This is a genomic window from Gryllotalpicola kribbensis (assembly GCF_039538245.1).
GTDB lineage: Bacteria > Actinomycetota > Actinomycetes > Actinomycetales > Microbacteriaceae > Gryllotalpicola > Gryllotalpicola kribbensis.
This window is the reverse complement of sequence record NZ_BAABBX010000016.1, coordinates 442,504-457,786: the sequence shown is the minus strand read 5'-3', so window position 1 is coordinate 457,786 and position 15,283 is coordinate 442,504. Positions and strand designations below refer to the sequence as shown.

13 protein-coding genes and 1 tRNA gene are annotated in these 15,283 nt (G+C 71.7%); 3 read left to right on the top strand and 11 right to left on the bottom strand.

What is annotated here, in order from left to right; genetic code table 11:
* Positions 1 to 40: 40 nt before the first annotated feature.
* From ABD716_RS14455 to ABD716_RS14435, 5 genes are read right to left on the bottom strand one after another with little or no spacing between them, the layout of a single operon-like run.
* On the bottom strand, positions 41 to 1,033 hold the full coding sequence (locus ABD716_RS14455) for a helix-turn-helix transcriptional regulator (protein ID WP_344778061.1): 993 nt from the start codon (positions 1,031 to 1,033) through the stop codon (positions 41 to 43).
* Positions 1,030 to 2,034 (bottom strand): helix-turn-helix transcriptional regulator, encoded by a 1,005-nt coding sequence (locus tag ABD716_RS14450; protein ID WP_344778059.1) that lies wholly within the window; start codon positions 2,032 to 2,034, stop codon positions 1,030 to 1,032. The genes ABD716_RS14455 and ABD716_RS14450 overlap by 4 nt, the downstream gene beginning before the upstream one ends.
* Before the next feature lie 49 nt (positions 2,035 to 2,083).
* Positions 2,084 to 2,986 carry a GreA/GreB family elongation factor gene (locus ABD716_RS14445; protein ID WP_344778057.1) on the bottom strand — a complete coding sequence of 301 codons (903 nt, stop codon included), beginning with the start codon at positions 2,984 to 2,986 and terminating at the stop codon, positions 2,084 to 2,086.
* A 53-nt stretch (positions 2,987 to 3,039) separates the two neighbouring features.
* Positions 3,040 to 4,119: a tRNA (adenine-N1)-methyltransferase gene (locus tag ABD716_RS14440; RefSeq protein ID WP_344778055.1), complete on the bottom strand. Its 1,080-nt coding sequence runs from the start codon at positions 4,117 to 4,119 to the stop codon at positions 3,040 to 3,042.
* Positions 4,116 to 4,796 (bottom strand): HAD family hydrolase, encoded by a 681-nt coding sequence (locus ABD716_RS14435; protein WP_344778053.1) that lies wholly within the window; start codon positions 4,794 to 4,796, stop codon positions 4,116 to 4,118. Before ABD716_RS14435 ends, ABD716_RS14440 begins: the two co-directional genes overlap by 4 nt.
* Positions 4,797 to 4,883: 87 nt before the next feature.
* Between ABD716_RS14435 and ABD716_RS14430 the strand changes: the two genes are divergently transcribed.
* On the top strand, positions 4,884 to 5,858 hold the full coding sequence (locus tag ABD716_RS14430) for a PAC2 family protein (RefSeq protein WP_344778051.1): 975 nt from the start codon (positions 4,884 to 4,886) through the stop codon (positions 5,856 to 5,858).
* Positions 5,859 to 6,029: 171 nt separating this feature from the next.
* On the opposite strand, the gene mshC is transcribed toward ABD716_RS14430, so the two are convergent.
* Positions 6,030 to 7,268 carry a cysteine--1-D-myo-inosityl 2-amino-2-deoxy-alpha-D-glucopyranoside ligase gene (gene mshC / locus ABD716_RS14425; protein WP_344778049.1) on the bottom strand — a complete coding sequence of 413 codons (1,239 nt, stop codon included), beginning with the start codon at positions 7,266 to 7,268 and terminating at the stop codon, positions 6,030 to 6,032.
* Entirely contained in the window at positions 7,268 to 8,578 is a 1,311-nt protein-coding gene (locus ABD716_RS14420; RefSeq protein WP_344778047.1) for a M20/M25/M40 family metallo-hydrolase, read from the bottom strand. The genes mshC and ABD716_RS14420 overlap by 1 nt, the downstream gene beginning before the upstream one ends.
* Positions 8,579 to 8,700: 122 nt before the next feature.
* On the opposite strand from ABD716_RS14420, the gene ABD716_RS14415 reads away from it, so the two are divergent.
* Positions 8,701 to 8,785: transfer RNA gene (locus ABD716_RS14415), tRNA-Leu, on the top strand.
* A 47-nt stretch (positions 8,786 to 8,832) separates the two neighbouring features.
* Here ABD716_RS14415 and ABD716_RS14410 read toward each other — a convergent pair.
* Entirely contained in the window at positions 8,833 to 9,885 is a 1,053-nt protein-coding gene (locus ABD716_RS14410; RefSeq protein WP_344778045.1) for an isopenicillin N synthase family dioxygenase, read from the bottom strand.
* A 210-nt stretch (positions 9,886 to 10,095) separates the two neighbouring features.
* On the opposite strand from ABD716_RS14410, the gene ABD716_RS14405 reads away from it, so the two are divergent.
* On the top strand, positions 10,096 to 10,488 hold the full coding sequence (locus ABD716_RS14405) for a hypothetical protein (RefSeq protein WP_344778043.1): 393 nt from the start codon (positions 10,096 to 10,098) through the stop codon (positions 10,486 to 10,488).
* Positions 10,489 to 10,501: 13 nt separating this feature from the next.
* On the opposite strand, the gene treZ is transcribed toward ABD716_RS14405, so the two are convergent.
* From treZ to ABD716_RS14390, 3 genes are all read right to left on the bottom strand, one after another.
* Positions 10,502 to 12,244 carry a malto-oligosyltrehalose trehalohydrolase gene (gene treZ, locus ABD716_RS14400; RefSeq protein WP_344778041.1) on the bottom strand — a complete coding sequence of 581 codons (1,743 nt, stop codon included), beginning with the start codon at positions 12,242 to 12,244 and terminating at the stop codon, positions 10,502 to 10,504.
* On the bottom strand, positions 12,241 to 14,364 hold the full coding sequence (treY, locus tag ABD716_RS14395) for a malto-oligosyltrehalose synthase (RefSeq protein WP_344778039.1): 2,124 nt from the start codon (positions 14,362 to 14,364) through the stop codon (positions 12,241 to 12,243). The genes treZ and treY overlap by 4 nt, the downstream gene beginning before the upstream one ends.
* 61 nt (positions 14,365 to 14,425) lie before the next feature.
* A complete protein-coding gene (locus tag ABD716_RS14390) occupies positions 14,426 to 15,259 on the bottom strand; it encodes an undecaprenyl-diphosphate phosphatase (RefSeq protein ID WP_344778037.1) in 834 nt (277 codons plus the stop codon).
* Positions 15,260 to 15,283: the final 24 nt, after the last annotated feature.

The following is a 15,283-nucleotide window of genomic DNA, read 5'->3' as shown; positions in this document are numbered from 1 at the left end:
CGGGATTGTGAGGATGCCTGGTGCGGGCATCCCGTGCAGTCTAACCATCTTCTGCGCGAGCGTTTCGATAACGTTCGACACCTGCGGACGCCCAGTCGGCGACGGCTCGACGCGCCTCGGGCGGCGCGACCACGGTGAGCAGCCCCGCCATGGCGGCGACCAGCCGTTTCAGGCTGTGGAAATGAGCCACCCGGATGCTCGTGCGCACGAAGCCGTCACCGTCGGGCACGAGCTTCGAATCGTCTGAGAGATACTCGGCAAAGCCGGGGATCGCGCTCGTCGCGAGCCGCACCTCGACCACGAGGTCGTCGGCGCTCGGGTCGAACAGGGTCTCGGAGAGGGCGATCTCGTCCGGCGTGTGCTCGGCGGGGGCATCCGTCGCCGTCAGGTTCTCCATGCGGTCGACGCGGAAATTGCGCAGATCCTGGCGCAGGTGGCACCAGCCGCGCAGATACCAGACGTCGTCGCGGCTCTCGAGGCGCAGCGGATCGACGGGGCGGCGCTCGCGCGCGCCGCGCGCGCTGAGGTAGTCGAATTCGACGCGGACGCCGGCGGCCAGCGCACCGCGGACGACCTCGAGCGCGTCGTCCGCCACCCCGCGGTCGATCGCGACGGCGGGCGGCGTGGCGGACGCGCCGCGCGAGAGCTTCGCGATCAGCCCCGCGAGCGCCTCGGTGTCGGCCGTTCCGGGGATCGCCTGCAGGTACTGCAGCCCGGCGATGAGGGCCGCGGCCTCGCGGGCCGAGAACCGCGGGGCGTCGTCGATGACCACGCGGTTCGTGATGTAGATGCGGCCCTCGTCGTCGAGCGCGTCCCAGTCGATGTCGAACAGGTCCTCGGGGCCGTAGGTCTTCGTGGCGCCGGGAACGCCCATGCCGGTGATGCGCTCGACCTGGGCCTGCATCTCGGCCGGCGTCAGACCGAAGTGCTCGGCGGCCTCGGCGACGGGGACGCCCGGGTGGTCGATCAGGTAGGGCACGACCGAGAGCAGGAACGCGAGCCGGTCGGACGCGAAGGCAGGGCGGGGGCTCATGCGGCACCGCCCGCCGCGGCATCGGCGTCGCGGTGCGCCCACTCGGTCGCCTCGAGGCGCGAGACCACGGCCTGCTTGAGGTGGTCGGGCTCGAGAACCGTCACCTCGGGGCCGTAGCCGGCGAGCTCGTCGGCCAGCAGCGACAGATCGCTGTAGTGCACCACGAGGAGCCGTCCGTCGGCCGTTCCGCCGTAGCGGCGCGCCAGGCGGATCGCGGCGTCGCTGCCCGGCTCGACGGCCACCGTCGCCGTGTTGCGCTGCCAGAGGTGCTCGAGCTCGCGCAGCGCCTCGGCGCTGTGGTCTCCGGGCGGCGGCTCGAAGCGCTCGCGGGTGAAGGTCACCTCGCCCACGATGCGCGAGAGCAGGAAGGTCAGCTTGTGGTCCGCGTAGTCGAGCCCCATGAACAGCCACCGGCCCCGGAACTGGAACAGGGCGAGCGGCTTGATGGTATGCGTGCGGGCGACCGTGCGGCCGGGGCGCAGATACGGGAAGGACACGGCCTCACGCCGCTCGATCGCCTGCGTGAGCGGGCCGAACGCGGGCTCGAGCTGCTTGAGCCGCGGGGCGTAGCCGAGCATCGGCCCGTCGGGCTCGACGCCCGCGGCGCGCAGCTTGATCATCGCCCGGCGCATGTCGCCCGACAGGGACCCCTCACGCCACACCGTGCCCGCGAGCTGCAGCAGCGACAGCTCGGTCGGGGTGAACGCGATGTCGCCCGGCAGCTCGTAGTCGCCCTTCGAGACGCGGTAGCTCTGCAACTGGTTGTTGCCCGGCTGCCCCGGGGCGTCGACCGTCTCGAGCGGCACGCCGAGCTCGCGCAGGGTGTCCTTGTCGCGCTCGAACTGGCGCTCGAGGTTCGCGTTGTCGCCGTTCGGCACGTACTTCTGGTGGTACCCGTCGACCGTCGACAGGATCTGCTCTTTGGTCAGCCCCTGCTCGGTCGCGAGCAGGGCGAGCACAAGCGCGAACTGCCGCTCTTCGGGCGGGACGATACGGGGCACTGAGCCAGTCTAGGAAGCCCCGCGCACCTTCCCGCGCATTTCCCGTCGCCTACTGCTGGGCGGTGCCGGGCAGGCGCCCGAGGATGTCGACGACGGTGGCGGATGCCTGCCCCGAGTCGCTCTTGCTCGCGGGAAGCAGCACGATGATCTGCGAGCCGACCTTCTTGCCGATGAGCGCCTGCGACAGGGCGCTGCCGTCGCTGAGTGTCTGCGCCGTCGCCGACCCGTTCTCCCACGTGCCGGACGCGGTCTGCGGGTCGGACCAGTTCACCGTCTGCGTCTGCACGATCAGCGAGTCGGACTTCTTCGCGACCGCGCCGTCGCCCTGCTTGAGGACGGCGGTCTTGACCTTGGTCGGCTCGTCGTGCGAGCCGAGCACGATGCCGGGCTGACCGTTCGGGGCGAGCACCACGGTCGGGAAGCCGGGGGTGGCGGCGCGCCTGCTGCCCGTCGCCCGGTCGGGGTAGGCGCTCGAGATGTCGACGATCGCGGCCAGCGAGTCGCCGGAGGGCGCGTTGAACAGCGCGGCCTCCTTCGGCGGGAGCACCACCGCGAGACGCGATCCGACCGTGGCGCAGCTGATCGCGTCGGCGAGGCCGGCGCCCAGCGACTTCGACGTCACCGGCACGAGGTTGGCGGAGGTCTGGGCGCCGAGCTGACCCGTCGCACCGTCGAACAGCGTGAGATAGACCTCGGCGACGCCGCCGGTGCCGACCTTCTTCCCGTCGCCCGTGATGAGCGTGGTCGACTGCGCCTTCTTCACGTTCAGCGGCGACGGCACCTTGGCCTCTGGGTCCTTGCCGAAGGCGCCGGTGGCACGGATGGACTCGGAGCCGCCGCCGCTCTTCACAGTGCAGTCGGAGGACGCGCCGACGGTGCTGCTGCTGCAGCCGGTGAGGGCTGCGCCGGCGATGACGGCGAGGGCGATCAGGGCGGGGAGCGTACGGCGCACGGGTGCTCTTTCGACGGTGGGCGGCGGGGCGGACGACACTCTAGTGGAGCAAGTTATGGCGTCTCTTCGGAAGGCGGCTCCGGCGAGGCATCCGCGCCCGCCTCTGCTGCGCCGTCGCCGGCGCGCGCTTCCGCGATGCGCTGAGCCTCTCTGGCCTTCTTGCGCAGGATCTTGGCGCTCTTGCCGCGCTCGCCGAGAGCGCCGGGGGTCCACAGCTCGACGTCCTCGTCGGAGTAGCTCTTCTTGCTCGCGCGGCGCTTGAGCTCGGGCAGTTCCGCCCCCGGTGAGAGCCGGCGCGCCGTGATCAGGAAGCCCGTGTGGCCGACCATGCGGTGGTCGGGGCGCACCGCGAGGCCCTCGACGTGCCAGCCGCGCACGATCGTCTCGTCGGCGTCGGGGTGCGTGAAGTGACCTGTGTCGCGGATCGCCTCGGCGACGCGGCTGAGCTGCGTGACGGTCGCGACGTAGCAGAGCAGCACTCCCCCGGGCTTGAGGGCCCGTGCGACCGCCTCGAGCGGCTCCCAGGGGGCGAGCATGTCGAGCACGACGCGGTCCACGGTCCCTTCCGCGAAGACCTCGGGAAGGGCATCCGCCAGGTCGCCCACCGTGATGTCGAAGTTCGCGGGACGGTACCCCAGGAACCCCGCCACGTTGCCCATCGCGATGTCGGCGAACTCCTGGCGGCGCTCGAAGCTCGCGAGGCGCCCCTCGGCGCCGATGGAGCGCAGCAGCCACAGCGAGAGCGCCCCGGAGCCGACGCCCGCCTCGACGACGGTCGCGCCGGGGAAGATGTCGGCCCTCGCGAGGATCGCCGCGGCGTCCTTCGGGTAGACGATGGCGGCGCCGCGCGGCATCGACATCACGAAGTCCTTCAGCAGCGGGCGCAGCGCGAGGTGCAGGGCGCCGGTCGAGTTCGCGACGACCGTGCCGTCGGGCTGGCCGATGATGTCGTCGTGCGCGATGAAGCCCCGCTCGGTGTGGAACTTCTCGCCCGGCTTCAGCGTGATCGTGTTCATGCGGCCCTTGGGGCCCGTGAGCTGCACGCGGTCGCCGGCGCGGAACGGGCCGCTGAAGGCGAGTGTGCTCGTGGGGACCTGGGTCTGGGGCTGCGTCTGTTCGCTCTGGTCGCTCATGCCTGTGGTGCCTGCGGTGCTTTCTGCGCGGCCAGCGCGCGAAGGTCGGCGAGGGTGCGCCCCTCGAGCGTCGGCCAGATGGTGTGGTCGCCGGTTTCCGGGAGAGGCACGAGGTGCGGCACGCCGATCGCGATCGTGCCGGCCGCGACCGCGGCGGCGAGGCCGCCCAGCGAGTCCTCGATGGCGACCGAGGCGGATGCCTCGACGCCGAGGCGCTTCGCCGCGGTGAGGTACGCCTCGGGGTGCGGCTTCGGGTGCTCGACCTCGTCGCCGGCGACGATGATGTCGAACGGGTCGAACGGAATGTAGCTCGCGATCTGCTCGGCCATGCGGCGGAACGACATCGTGACGAGCGCGGTCGTGACACCGGCTTCGCGGATGCCGCGCAGCAGCTCCTGCGCGCCGGGGCGCCACGGCACTCCGTTCTCGGCCAGCTGGGCGGTGACCCGGTCGGTCAGCCGGTCGATGATCGTCGCGATGTCGAGATCGACACCGCGGGACTGCAGCACCGCGGCCGAGACCTCGAGGCCGTTGCCGACGAGCGCGAGGCCGTCGTCGTGCGTCCAGGTGCCGCCCCAGCTGTGCACCAGTTCCGTCTCGGCCGTCATCCAGTACGGCTCGGTGTCGACGATGGTGCCGTCCATATCGAAGAGGACGGCCGCTGGGAGCTGGGTCACGGGTCTCGAGTCTATCGGGGGCCTGTTGCGCCCCCGGGCCTATCCTGGTGTGACGCTGACCGCAAGCTAGGAAAGGCGAGGTGGCGTTTGACTGACGGCACTGACGGCACTGGTGGCAAGGGCGTCCTGAGCGGCCGCATCCTGGTCGTGGCCTTCGAAGGCTGGAACGACGCGGGCGAGGCGGCGACCGGCGCGGTCAGAGCCCTCAAGGACGTGCTCGACGTCGTGCCGCTGCACGAGATCGACCCCGAGGTGTTCTACGACTTCCAGTTCACCCGGCCCATCTCGAAATTCGACGACGACGGCAAGCGCATCCTGCAATGGCCGGGCGCGGTGCTCTATGGCCCGTCCGAGCCCGGGCGCATGCCGCGCGAGCTCGCCGAAGACGCCGAGCTCGCGGTCACGGGCGACAACGCCGGCAACATCTACCTGCTGCTCGGCACCGAGCCGTCGCGGGCGTGGAAGGCCTTCGCCGGGGAGCTCATCGACGCCGCGCTCGCCGCGGACATCGACGCAATCGTCTTCCTCGGAGCGCTGCTCGCCGACGTGCCCCACACGCGCCCGATCTCGGTCGGCGCCACGAGCGACAACGCGTCGGTGCGTCGCGAGCTGGGCTTGGAGCGGTCGAGCTACGAGGGGCCGACCGGCATTCTGGGCGTCCTGGGCCATGCGGCCGAGGCGGTCGGCATCCCGACGATCTCCATCTGGGCGTCCGTGCCCCACTACGTGCACAATGCGCCGAGCCCCAAGGCGACGCTCGCGATCATCGACAAGCTCGAGGAGCTCGTCGACGTGACGATCCCGCGCGGCGAGCTCGTCGAGGAGTCCGCCGAGTGGGAGCGCGGCATCGATGCGCTCGCCGGCGAGGACGAGGACATGGCGGCCTACATCGAGCAGCTCGAGCAGGCGCGCGACACGGTCGATTCGCCGGAGGCGAGCGGCGAGGCGATCGCTCAGGAGTTCGAGCGCTACCTGCGCAGGCACCCCGACGGCCGCGATGGCCGTGACGGCGGCACGGCGGGCGGCGGCGGGCCATCGGAGCCCTGGCGCCCCAACAGCTGAGCCGCCGCGCGGCTGACTCGCCGGGGGTCGGCCCCTTTCGTTTCACTTGAACGAGCGAACCATTTCTTGCAACGAGAGAACCAATGTCTCCCGCCGAGAGACATTGGTTCTCTCAGACGTAGAAATGGTTCTGTCGTTCAAGTGCGGGGAGAGGGACGCCCTGGGCTGGGGCTAGAGCTCGATGCCGAGGAGCAGGTGGATTCCTGACCGCAGCTCGGGCGAGAGACCGCCTGCCTCGACCGCGGCATCGACCACCGCGAGCGCCGCCGGTGTGTCGAGATCGTGGTGCAGCGCCTCGCGCAGCTCGGCCAGCGCAGCGTACTCGCCGGGCGCGCTCGGTGCGGCCCGCCACCGCCGCAGCCGCTCGAGGGCGGTCGGAAGCGAGGCATCCGTCCACTCCCAATCGTCGCGGTAGTGGTGTGCGAGCAGCGCGAGTCGAAGGGCCCGCGGGTCGACCCCGGCGGCGCGTAGCTCGCTCACCTTCACGAGGTTGCCGAGCGACTTCGACATCTTCTCGCCCCGGTAGGCGACCATGCCGGAGTGGGCATACACGCGCGCGGCGGGCTCGCCCGTGAGCGCCGATGCGTTCGCCGCGCTGAACTCGTGATGCGGGAACAGCAGGTCGGACCCGCCGCCGAGCACCGTGACGGTCTCGCCGAGCTCGTTGAGCGCGATGACGGCGCATTCGATGTGCCACCCGGGGCGACCGCGCCCCACGGGGGAATCCCACGACGGCTCGCCGGGGCGCGCCGCGCGCCACAGCAGGGGATCGAGCTCGTTCCGCTTGCCGACCCGGGTCGGGTCTCCCCCGCGCTCGGCGAAGATCGGCAGCATCTCGTCGGGCGTGAGCCGGCTCTCCTGACCGAGGCGCCACGGCGAGACATCCGCGGCGGCCGTCGTGTCGAAGTAAACGTCGAAGCCGTCGCTGTCATCGGATGCGTCGTCGGCCGTGGCCCGATAGGCGAGCCCGTTCGCGAGCAGCTCGGCGACGGCGACCGCCGTCGGCTCGATGCGCTCCGTGACGGCGACGTATGCGTCGGGCGGAATGATTCCGAGCGCGGCCATGTCGCTGCGGAAGCCGTCGATCTCGGCCGCGGCGAGCGCCTGCCAGTCGACCCCGTCGCGCGCCGCGCGCTCGAGCAGCGGGTCGTCGACGTCGGTGATGTTCTGCGCGTACCGCACCGCGTAGCCCGCATCGCGCCAGACGCGCTGCAGTGTGTCGAACGCGAGATAGGTGGCGGCGTGGCCGAGGTGGGTCGCGTCGTACGGCGTGATGCCGCAGACGTAGAGGGTCGCGGTCTCGCCCGCCGGTTCCGCCGCCACGAGCGCGTCGCTCGCGCTGTCGTAGACGAGCGGTGCGACGCCGTGGCCGGGAACGGCCGGCAGAGCCGGGCTCGGCCAGGCATCCATCAGTAGCTCGCCAGAAGGTCGGCGAGCACCGCGCGCCCGAAGGTGAGCGCCTCGAGCGGCACGCGCTCGTCGATGCCATGGAACAGCGCAGGGAAGTCGAGCTCGGCGGGCAGCCTGAGCGGGGCGAATCCGTAGCCGCGGATGCCGAGCAGCGACAGCGCCTTGTTGTCGGTGCCCGCCGGCATCAGATACGGCAGCACGGGAACGCCGGGGTCGTGGCGCTCGATCGTCGCGCCGATCGCCGAGACGAGCTCGCCGCGCGTCGGGTTCTCGAGCCCCGTGTCCTTCACGACGAGCTCGATCCGGACGTTCTCGCCGACGAGCTCGTCGAGTTGCGCGAGCAGTGCGTCCTCCTGCCCGGGAAGCGGGCGGATGTCGATGCGCGCCTCCGCCCGCTCGGGGATGACGTTCGACTTGTAGCCCGCCGTGAGCATGGTCGGGTTCGCGGTGTTGCGCAGGGTCGCGGTGATGAAGCCGGCCGCCGAGCCCGTGCGCAGCACGAGCTCGTCGGGGCCCACCTGCTGCGGGTCGGCGTCGAGGATGCGCGCGAGCTCGGCGACGAGCTCACGCGTCGTCTCGGTCAGCTGAACCGGGAACTCGAGCCGGCCGATCTTCGCGACGGCCTCGGCGAGCTCGGTGACCGCATTGCGGTGCACGAGACGCGAGCCGTGCCCGGCGGGCGCCTCGGCGACGAGCTTCGCCCAGATCATCGCCTTCTCGCCGGTCTGCAGCAGGTAGGCGGGCTTGCCCTCGATGTCGATCGAGTAGCCGCCCACCTCGCTGATCGCCTCGCTCGCGCCCGCGAACACCTCGGGGTGCTCGCGCACCATGAAGTGCGAGCCGAACTCGCCGCCGTTCTCTTCATCGGCGAAGAAGGCGATGACGAGGTCGCGCTCGGGCTGGCCGCCGCCGGCGAGCACGTCGCCGAGGGCGGTGAGGATCATGGCATCCACGTTCTTCATGTCGACCGCGCCGCGGCCCCACAGCATGCCGTCCTTGATCTCGCCCGCGAACGGGTCGACGCTCCACTGCGACGGGTCGGCCGGCACGACGTCGAGGTGGCCGTGCACCACGAGCGCGGGCTTGTCGCCGTTGCGGCCGGGCACGCGGGCGACGACGCTCGTGCGTCGCTCGGCCGAGTCGAACAGCTGCGCAGCGAGCCCGAGCGCCTCGAGCTTCGCGGCGACGTACTCGGCCGCTTCGGTCTCGCCCTTCGACCGCCCCTCCCCGTAATTCGTCGTGTCGAAACGGATCAGCTCGCGCGCGATGTTCGCGGTTTCGTCGAGCTCGGGGCGGGCGAGGTCGGTCATGCGACTACGCTAGCGGGCGCCCTCGCGGCCCGGCGCAGAAGGCGCCGCGTGAACAGGGCGGCCCCGAATCCGTGCTAAGGTTTTTCTTCGGCGGAAGAAGCGATTCTGACCGCCGGAAGTGCGCGCGGGTGGCGGAATAGGCAGACGCGCTAGCTTGAGGTGCTAGTGCCCGTATAGGGCGTGGGGGTTCAAGTCCCCCCTCGCGCACAACGACAAGAACCCCTGGGTGACCAGGGGTTCTTCTCGTTAACCGGTCAGCGAGCGGCGTTCAGCACGCGGTCCGCTTCGCGGGCGGCATCCGTGTTCACCACGCCCGCGCGCGACCCGCGCAGCTTGGCGTGGATGTGCTCGTCGACCGTCACGTCGCGGTAGACCCGCGGGTGCCGCTCGTCGATGAATCCGGGCAGCGGGCCGACCGTCGCCTCGGCATCGCCGTCGAAGAAATAGGCGGCGGAACGGCGCCGCTGGATCGTGCCGATGCCGTCCACCACGTGGATCGGCGGCTTCACGCGGTGCAGCGTCGAGAGCCACTGCTCGTTCGTGAGGCGAGTGGTGAGATCGCCGAGGTTGATGAGCAGCGCGCCGTCGGCCGGGCTGACGTCGTGCCACTCGCCCCCGTGCAGCACCTGCAGGCCCTTGGCGCGGTCGGCCCACAGAATCGTCACGATGCCGTAGTCGGTGTGCTCGCCCATTCCGATGAAGTCCTCGTCGAGCTCGACCGTCGTGCCGTCGGGCAGGGCGTAGTTGTTCATGCGCAGCACTTCGATGGGATGCCGGGCGAGACCCGCGATCGTGCCGGGGGCGAGCTCGAGCGCGTCCTCGAAGATGCCGACCATGGTCCGGGCGACGCGCCCGGCCTCGGTGCGCCAGGCGTCGACGCGATCGCGGAAGCCGTCGACCTCTGGCCACGTGTTCTCGGCGTAGTGCTCCGCCAGCAGTGCCGCCTCGGGATAGTCGGACGCCGCAGAGCCGACGTTGAAGGCCTCGAAGAAGTCCTTCATGCGCGTCTCGGACTGCACGCCGAGGCTGAGCGCCAGCGTCTCCGACTTGGGGGCGGTGTAACCGCGGTTCTCTGCGGCGGGGCGCAGCCAGCGCTTCTTGGTCTCGAGCGGCAGCGCGAAGAAGTCGTCGATCGCGCCGGCGAGGCCCGCGGCGGCCGCAGGGGCGATGCCGTGGCCGGTGATCTGGATGAAGCCGACCTCGCGGCACGCCGCATCGACGGCCGCGGCGACGGTGGCCCTCTCGGCGGCAGTGCCGCCTGCGACGTAGGGGCTGATGTCGACGACGGGGACGTGGAACTCGCTCATGATGGTTCTCCTTCGGCAGGGCGTGACGATGACGCTCGGAGGTGTCCGCTTTCCCGGCCGCACGGCCTCGCTGTCCTGTTGAACTCGAGCGCTTCCACGCTACGTCTGCGCGGGTTTCCTGCGGGTTACAGAGCGCGTGGGGCCGGCCCGCGGCGGACCACCCGCACTGGGGAGTGCCGCGCTGTTGCACCGTGCGCCTACCGTGAACGCGTGACGACCGTCGGGCGCGAAGCGCAGCTGCGCAGTGCCTTCGCCTGCGTGCGCCGCGTCGTCGACGGTGCGATCCGCTACGAGCTCGTGTTGCCCGCGGCGCGGCTGCTCGGCGCCGAGCCTCTGCTCGCACACGAGATCGACGGCGCGCTCCTCGCCGGGCGCCCGACCCGTGGTCTGCGCGTCGCCGTCAGCGGCCCGCTGCCCTTCGCGCCGATCGACGATGCGCGCGGCTTCGGTCTGGTGACGCTTCCCCACGCCACGCGGCTCGGTTTCGAGAGGGCGCCCGCTGTGCGCCACGGCATGGTGCGCGTCACGCTCGTCGCGGCCCTGCCCGAGACGGCCTGGCGGCTCGACGAGCCGGACCGTCCCGTCGCGCCCGTCGCGGCGTAGCCGCCTGCGCTCCTTACGCAGCGCGCGTCACGACGACGCCCGGGCCGGTGAGCACGATGGACTCGGACGTGCCCGACCCGGCGGCCGGGCCCGTCGCCGCGCCGAAGGACGCCAGCACACCGACGCCGCCTCCGAGCTCGAGTGCGCCGCCTCGCAGCAGGGCCGAGACCCGCACGTGGCCGCGAACGAACGAGAAGGTGCCGCGCGAGGCATCCGCATCGACCTCGACCGCGCGCGCGTCGACAGGAATGTCCCGGCGCAGCTCGATCAGCCTGCGGAAGAACGCGAGCAGGCGTCGATGCCGCTCGCGCTCGAGCTCGCTCCAGTCGAGCTTCGAGCGCGTGAACGTCGCCGGGTCCTGCGGGTCGGGCACGAGGGCCGGGTCCCAGCCGTGCTGCGCGAACTCGCGCGTGCGGCCGTGGGCCACGGCCGCACCGAGCTCGGGCTCGGGGTGCGAGGTGAAGAACTGCCACGGGGTGCGCGCGCCCCACTCCTCCCCCATGAACAGCATCGGCGTGAACGGCCCGAGCAGCACCAGGGCGGCGCCCGCGGCGATCAGCTCGTCGGGCACCTGCGCGCTGAGCCGGTCGCCGGCCGCGCGGTTCCCGATCTGGTCGTGGTCCTGCGCGAAGGCCACGAGCCGGCGGAAGGCGATCTCGGGGTCGAGGGGGCGGCCGTGGTGCCGCTGCCGGAAGCTCGACCACGAGCCGTCGTGGAACCACCCGTCCTGGAAGACCTTGGCGAGCGCGCCGAGATCCGCGAAGTCGCCGTAGTAGCCGCTCGACTCCCCCGTGAGATTGGCATGGATCGCGTGGTGCACGTCGTCGTCCCACTGGGCGTCGAGCCCGTAGCCGTGCCGCTCGCGCGCCCGGATCAGCCTGGGGTCGTTCAGGTCGCTCTCGGCGATGAGGGTGAGCGGGCGCCCGACCTCGGCCTCCCAGCCGGCCGCCGCGGCGGCGAGCTCCTCGAGCAGCGGCAGAGCCCGGCTGTCGTGCAGGGCGTGCACCGCGTCGAGCCGCAGCCCGTCGACGTGCAGGTCGACGAGCCAGTGGCGTGCGTTGTCGATGATGTAGCGACGCACTTCGTCGGAGCTCGGGCCGTCGAGGTTGACCGCCTCGCCCCAGGTGTTGCTGCCCGTGCCGAGATACGGGCCGAACTTCGGCAGGTGGTTGCCGCTCGGCCCCAGGTGGTTGTAGACGACGTCCTGGATGACGGCGAGGCCGCGGGCATGGCAGGCGTCGACGAAGCGCTGATAGGCCTCGGGGCCGCCGTAGGGCTCGTGCACCGCGAACCACAGCACCCCGTCGTAGCCCCAGCCGTGCGCGCCGTTGAAGGCGTTCACCGGCAGCAGCTCGACGGCGGCGACGCCGAGCCGCATGAGGTGGTCGAGGCGGCCGATGGCGGCGTCGAGGGTGCCCTCTGGCGTGAAGGTGCCGAGGTGGAGCTCGTAGATGACGTGGCCGAGCACCTCGCGCCCGCGCCAGTCGCCGTCGGACCAGGTGAAGGATGCCGGGTCGAACGGCGCCGAGAGCCCGTGCGCCCCCTCGGGCTGGCGGCGCGAGCGCGGGTCGGGGAACGGCCCGTCGCCGTCGACGAGGAAGCCGTAGCGCTGCACCTCGCTCAGCGCTGCGGCCTGGGCATCCGGCGCCCACCACCCGTCATCGCCGCGCGTGAGCGCGTGGGTCACGTCGTCGGGCTGAGTCAGAAGCCGAACGGATGCCGCATCGGGCGCCCAGACGCGGAAGTCGGTGCTCACGCCGTCACCACCAGCGCGACCGGGTAGCGGGCGAACACCGTGCCGAGAGGCACGCGACCGTCGAAGCGCTGCCCCGTCAGCTCGTCGCGGCCGTGCAGCTCGACCACCGTGTCGCCGTCCCAGCCGCCGGCCGCCTGCAGGCCGAGGGGAAGCCGGGTGGCGAGGGCCGCCGCTCCCCCGCGGTCGACGCCGATGAGGTGATCGGCGCGGGGCCCGTCGGCGCGGACGGGTGCATAGCCCTGCAGCAGCTCGGGTCGGTCGCGGCGCAGCCGCAGGGCGCGTGAGACGACGAGCAGCTTGGCTGCGCCGGAGTCGTCGACGGGCGGCAGCCAGCCGTCGTCGAGCCGCGCGAGCAGCTCGGAGCTCGCCGCGTAGTCGACCGGGCGGCGGTTGTCGGGGTCGACGAGCGAGCGATCCCACCGCTCGGTGCCCTGATAGACGTCGGGCATGCCGGGCGAGAGCAGCTGCAGCAGCTTCATGCCGAGGCCGTTGCTCCACCCGGCCGGGGCGATGCGGGCTGCGAAGTCGGCCACGATGCGCCCCACCCGGCCGTTCTCGAACGGCGACCGTGCGAGGGCGGCGAGGCGCGCCTCGAACTCTTCGTCGGGGGCCGTCCAGCTCGTGGCATCCCCCGCCTCTCGCGCGGCCTTCAGCGCGTAGTCGACGAGCCGCTCGGCGCTCGCCGGCCAGGCGCCGATGATCGCCTGCCAGACCAGCTCGTCGATCGGCGCGTGACCGGTGCCGGTCAGCTCGCGCAGTTCGGCGAACAGGGCGGCCCACTCGGCGGGCACCTCGGAAAGGGCCGCGATGCGGGCGCGGGCGTCCTCGCTGCGCTTGGTGTCGTGGGTCGTGAGGGCGGTCATCGTGCCGGGCAGCTGTGCGGCGCGCGCCGCCTGCCGCTCGTGGAACCCGTCGGGGGCGAGCGCGAACCACGACGGGTCGCCGCCGACCTCGTTGAGGCTCGTGAGCCGCGGGTAGCGGTAGAAGGCGGAGTCCTCCACGCCCTTCGCCATGATCATGCCGCTCGTCTGCTGGAAGCGCGCGGCTCCCGGGTTGCCGGGGTCGGTGAGGCCGGCCACTGTGCGCGCGATCGCCGCCGCGAGCCCGGGGCGGGCGGCGGATGCCCGTGCCGCGGCCGCGTCGAGGTATTCGCGCCCGAACGGCAGGTACGTGCGGTACACCGGCAGCGCCGCCGCCAGCTCGACGAGGGCCTCTTCGACCAGGGCCGCTTCCGTGCCGCCGCCTACGGCCGCACCGAGCTCGCGCGCGATTCGCGCCACGTCGGGGTGCAGCACGCCCCGGGCCACCTCGCGCTTCCGGTCTGCGGCGAGCGCGGGCCAGTCGAACGGTGCGCCGGTCGCGTCGTCGGCGACGCGGGTCAGCTCGGCCTCGCCGCGCGGGTCGATGAAGACCCGGTCGACGAGCCCCAGAGCGTCGTAGCCGGTCGTCCCCTCGACCGGCCACGTCGGCGGCAGCCGCTCGTCGCCCTCGAGGATCTTCTCGACCCAGATCGGGGCGCCGCCGACCGCCCGGCTGAGCCGCTCGAGATAGGCGCCCGGGTCGCGCAGGCCGTCGGGGTGATCGACGCGGACGCCGTCGACGAGCCCCTCCGCGAACCAGCGCGCGATCTCGCGATGCGAGGCGTCGAACACCCCCGGGTCCTCGACGCGCAGCGCCGCCAGCTCGTTGATGGCGAAGAAGCGGCGGTAGTTCACCTCGTCCGGCCAGGTCTTCACCCGGCCGTCGCCGGCGTCCCAGTCGATGTCGAAGAAGTCCGCGAACTCGGAAGAGTGCCCGTGCTCGAGAACGTCGCGCCACCACGGATTCACCGCGGGGTCACCGACCCCCATGTGGTTCGGCACGATGTCGACGAGCACCCCCATGCCGGCCGCGTGCGCGGTCTCGGCGAGGCGCTCCAGGCCCTCGGCGCCGCCGCGTGCGGCATCCACGCGCCCGTGATCGACCACGTCGTAGCCGTGCGCCGACCCGCTCGCCGCCTCGAGCAGGGGCGAGAGGTAGAGCCAGTCGACGCCGAGGCGGCGCAGATACGGGATCTGCGCGGCGGCGTCGAACAGGGTGAAGTCTGCGGAGAGCTGGAGTCGGTAGCTGTTGGCCGGCACGATTTCGACGCTAGAGAACTCGCGCCGGGCGCGCGAGCCGCTTGACACGGCGGCGCCTGCGTCAGGTCGCGCTGATCACGCCGAAGCCGAGCAGCAGTGCGATCACGACCGCCACCGCGATGCGGTACCAGATGAAGACGCTGATGGGGTGCCGCTGCACGAGGCGCAGCAGCCACGCGATCGACACGTACGCGACGATCAGGCTCACCAGGGTGCCGACGGCCGTCGCCCCCCACCCGACGGTCGCAGAGATGTCGCTCGCCGAGGTGAGCGCCTCGAAGCCGCCCGCGGCGACCAGTGCGGGGATGGAGAGGAAGAACGAGATGCGCGTCGCGGCCACGCGGTCGAGGCCGCGCAGCAGGCCGGCGCTGATGGTGGCGCCCGAGCGCGAGACGCCCGGCACGAGGCTGAAGCACTGCACGATGCCGATGAAGACGGCATCCGTCAGATTCATCTTCTGCTCGTTGCGCTGCTTGAGTGCGACGCGCTCGGCGAACCACATGACCGCGCTCCAGACGACGAGCGCGATCACCACCACCCAGAGGTTGCGCAGCGGGCCCGAGATGAAGTGGCGGCCGAGGAACCCGACGATGCCGACAGGGATCGTGCCGATGATGACGAACCAGGCGAGCCGGTAGTCCGCGCCGCGGGCGTTGCGGTTGGCGAGGCCGCGGAACCAGGCGGCGATGAGCCGCACGATGTCGCGCCAGAAGTAGACGATCACCGCGATGATGGCCCCCACCTGGATGATCGCGGTGAACGCCGTCACGCCCTTGTCGTTCACCTGCAGGCCGAGCAGTTTCTCGACGATCGTCAGGTGGCCCGTGCTCGAGACGGGCAGGAACTCGGTGATGCCCTCGACGATTCCGAGGAGGAGCGCTTGCAGCAGATTCACGCGGGGATCCTTTCGGGTGCCCTG

What these genes read in the sequence shown, in the direction of transcription:
- ABD716_RS14455 (WP_344778061.1), bottom strand. Translation starts at nt 1,033, where the DNA reads ATGAGCCCCCGCCCTGCCTTCGCGTCCGACCGGCTCGCGTTCCTGCTC.
- ABD716_RS14440 (WP_344778055.1), bottom strand. Translation starts at nt 4,119, where the DNA reads ATGAGCGACCAGAGCGAACAGACGCAGCCCCAGACCCAGGTCCCCACG.
- mshC (WP_344778049.1), bottom strand. Translation starts at nt 7,268, where the DNA reads ATGGATGCCTGGCCGAGCCCGGCTCTGCCGGCCGTTCCCGGCCACGGC.
- ABD716_RS14420 (WP_344778047.1), bottom strand. Translation starts at nt 8,578, where the DNA reads ATGACCGACCTCGCCCGCCCCGAGCTCGACGAAACCGCGAACATCGCG.
- ABD716_RS14410 (WP_344778045.1), bottom strand. Translation starts at nt 9,885, where the DNA reads ATGAGCGAGTTCCACGTCCCCGTCGTCGACATCAGCCCCTACGTCGCA.